The 2,429-nt window shown below is 35.7% G+C and carries 3 protein-coding genes; 1 reads left to right on the top strand and 2 read right to left on the bottom strand.

The window, feature by feature from the left end:
- On the bottom strand, positions 1 to 262 hold a 262-nt coding region (locus DPG01_RS18250), incomplete at its 3' end, for a RepB family plasmid replication initiator protein (protein ID WP_162622373.1).
- 684 nt (positions 263 to 946) lie between these two features.
- Here DPG01_RS18250 and DPG01_RS18245 point away from each other — a divergent pair.
- A complete protein-coding gene (locus DPG01_RS18245; RefSeq protein ID WP_110975989.1) occupies positions 947 to 1,537 on the top strand; it encodes a cold shock domain-containing protein in 591 nt (196 codons plus the stop codon).
- A gap of 179 nt (positions 1,538 to 1,716) precedes the next feature.
- Here the strand turns inward: DPG01_RS18245 and DPG01_RS18240 are convergent.
- Positions 1,717 to 2,429: RepB family plasmid replication initiator protein (locus DPG01_RS18240; RefSeq protein WP_110975988.1), on the bottom strand; the 713-nt coding region annotated here is incomplete at its 5' end.

Raw genomic sequence — 2,429 nt, 5'->3', positions numbered from 1 at the left:
GTTCTCGTTTTTCTTGATAGCTGAATTGACGTGCAAATAAGTCCTTGCAAGCATCTTTTAAGGCTTGGTATGCCGTTGTTCTGTGTACGCCAAACTGATTGATATAGCTTTCTGCATGGACTGTAAGAGGGTCATTTGCATTGATTCCTTTGCCTGATTCTCTCGCCTCAACAATAGCAAGAAGAATTAACCGCTGTTCAACAAGATCTAAGTTGTAACTAGCGTTCATTAGGGCGTTATCTTTTACTATTAATTCGCTCATAACCTACAATTATTTTTTTGAAGTTATTACTACATTAAAATATATTGTAGTAATACGCAAGGTAAACGTAGTGGTATTGATGGGTAAACGTAGTGGTATTGATGGGTAAACGTAGTGGTATTGATGGGTAAACGTAGGAGAATGTCCTTTGTATGCCTTGTGCTATGGGCATTTCAGCTTGTCTAAAAGCTCTTAAAAGCATTTAAAAACATTAAAAACCTATTTCCATCATGAAAATTGCCCTCGGTTTTCGCTAAAGCTCAAACTTTTTGGACTTCGCTATGCTCAGTCAGGGGCAATTTTTAGAAAATGACGGAGAAAAATCAGAAGAAATCAAAAGCAAAAATATTTTAAGCAAGGATACACAAAGGGTACTTTTTCACTATCGTGATAAATTTCACACTTTGTGACCTTGTTCAGGGACAAGCCCCGAAACCCCAACAGCAAAAGCAAAAATGGCACTCGCTTCGCTCGTGTCTTCTCAAAAGCAAAAGCACACGATAGTAAAAACTATCTAGCAGCCAATATTTTAAAAACAGTTTTTCAGAAGGGGGAATAATCGAGCTTTCATTGTGTCGCTCGTAGACACTCGCTTTGTTATTTTCATCTAGCATTGAAAGAATAGATCATATTATTTTTTATGCTCTATAATATTTTAATATCTAAATTATATAGAAAATTCATATGTTCACTGAGGGTATAATCAAAACTTATAATGAAGAAAAGGGATTTGGTTTTATCCAAATTGAAGATCAAAAAAAGGATCTATTTTTTCACATTAAAGACTTTCCAAATAAACAACAGCTTCCTCAAATTGGTGAAAAGTTAAAATTTCGAATTGTTAGTGATAACAATGGGAAAATGAAGGCTGAAAATATTATTCGTCTCGATCTGAAAGTAAAAGAAATCAATAGTATTTCTACTCATAGAACTTCATACCGATCTAACCGTAAACCTAAAGAAAAGAAGTTTAATTTCATAAGTTTACTCATAGGATTAGTCATATTTTCTATATTTTTAGCTATCTTATTACCATTTTTATCTAATATTTATCAAAGAGAAACATTAAAAAGACAAGTAGCAGAACCAGCTAATAGAGCCTCATCATCTATGAATACTAATACCAATGTAACTTCAAAATACAGTTGTGATGGTCGAGTACATTGCAGTCAAATGAAGTCTTACGATGAAGCTGTATTTTTTATAAATAACTGTCCTGGAACTAAGATGGATGGCGATGGCGATGGTGACCCTTGTGAAGGACAATTTAGATAAATAATTAAAATAAAAAAAGCGTCACTACTGATAGTGACGCTTTTTGAAATCCATTAACAGTAAGGCTTTAAAGCACAATTTTCTACGTGATTGCCACGTGACAGACAAATTTTTACAAGGCAAAAAAAGCACCCATTGGAATCAATGGCTAAGTGCGCCCTTCGGGAAATTCGTCATTACTAAAAAACCACGCCAAATTCTTCTAGTTTGTTTTCCCATTGGTCGGCTATTACATCGGTTGTAATCTCACTTTGGATACGTGCCATCATCTGCATGACTGATTCATCACTCTGTTTAAACCGATCTGATAAACGATTAGACATGATTAACCCTGTAATCTTGCTCGCTCTATGCTGTAAATCACTCAAATGTGCGTTTTCAGGCTGTTTTACGATGTTGGTAGGGATTTGACTAGGTTTTTCGATCCGTGGGCTAGAATCGCTATTTTTTGACGTTTTAGACTCAGTTTTTTTCTTCTGTTTAAACTTGAATGAAAACCCTGTGATTGTCCGCCCTTTTTTGTGCTGTTCGTAGGTGGCTGTGATGTCGGTATGATCATTGATCTGCTTAAGTGCTAGCTCAATAACTCGCATCTTTAAGTTATCTGTTCTAGTGTATTCAGTATCTAAAACACCTATTCGTTTTCTAAACTCACCTAATTCAATAACGGGGGTTTTTCCTGTGCTACGCCAACAGATCAATAATTCATACATACGGACAGCATAGGCACTCGATAAACCGCTAATTTGCTCAATATCATACTGGGTAAACTGTTCCTCTAATCGTGTTATGAGAGGTACAACCGCAGGAGCAAAAATAATCTCAACCGTTGCCGTTTCGTCAATATAAGCAATTTGTGATACCCATCGACTTGTAATATTCGCTCGTCCAC

Origin of the sequence: Acinetobacter sp. WCHAc060042 (assembly GCF_003231195.1) — a bacterium.
Classification (GTDB): domain Bacteria; phylum Pseudomonadota; class Gammaproteobacteria; order Pseudomonadales; family Moraxellaceae; genus Acinetobacter.
The sequence above is the reverse complement of the archived record's forward strand: the minus strand, read 5'-3'. Positions and strand labels throughout refer to the sequence as shown.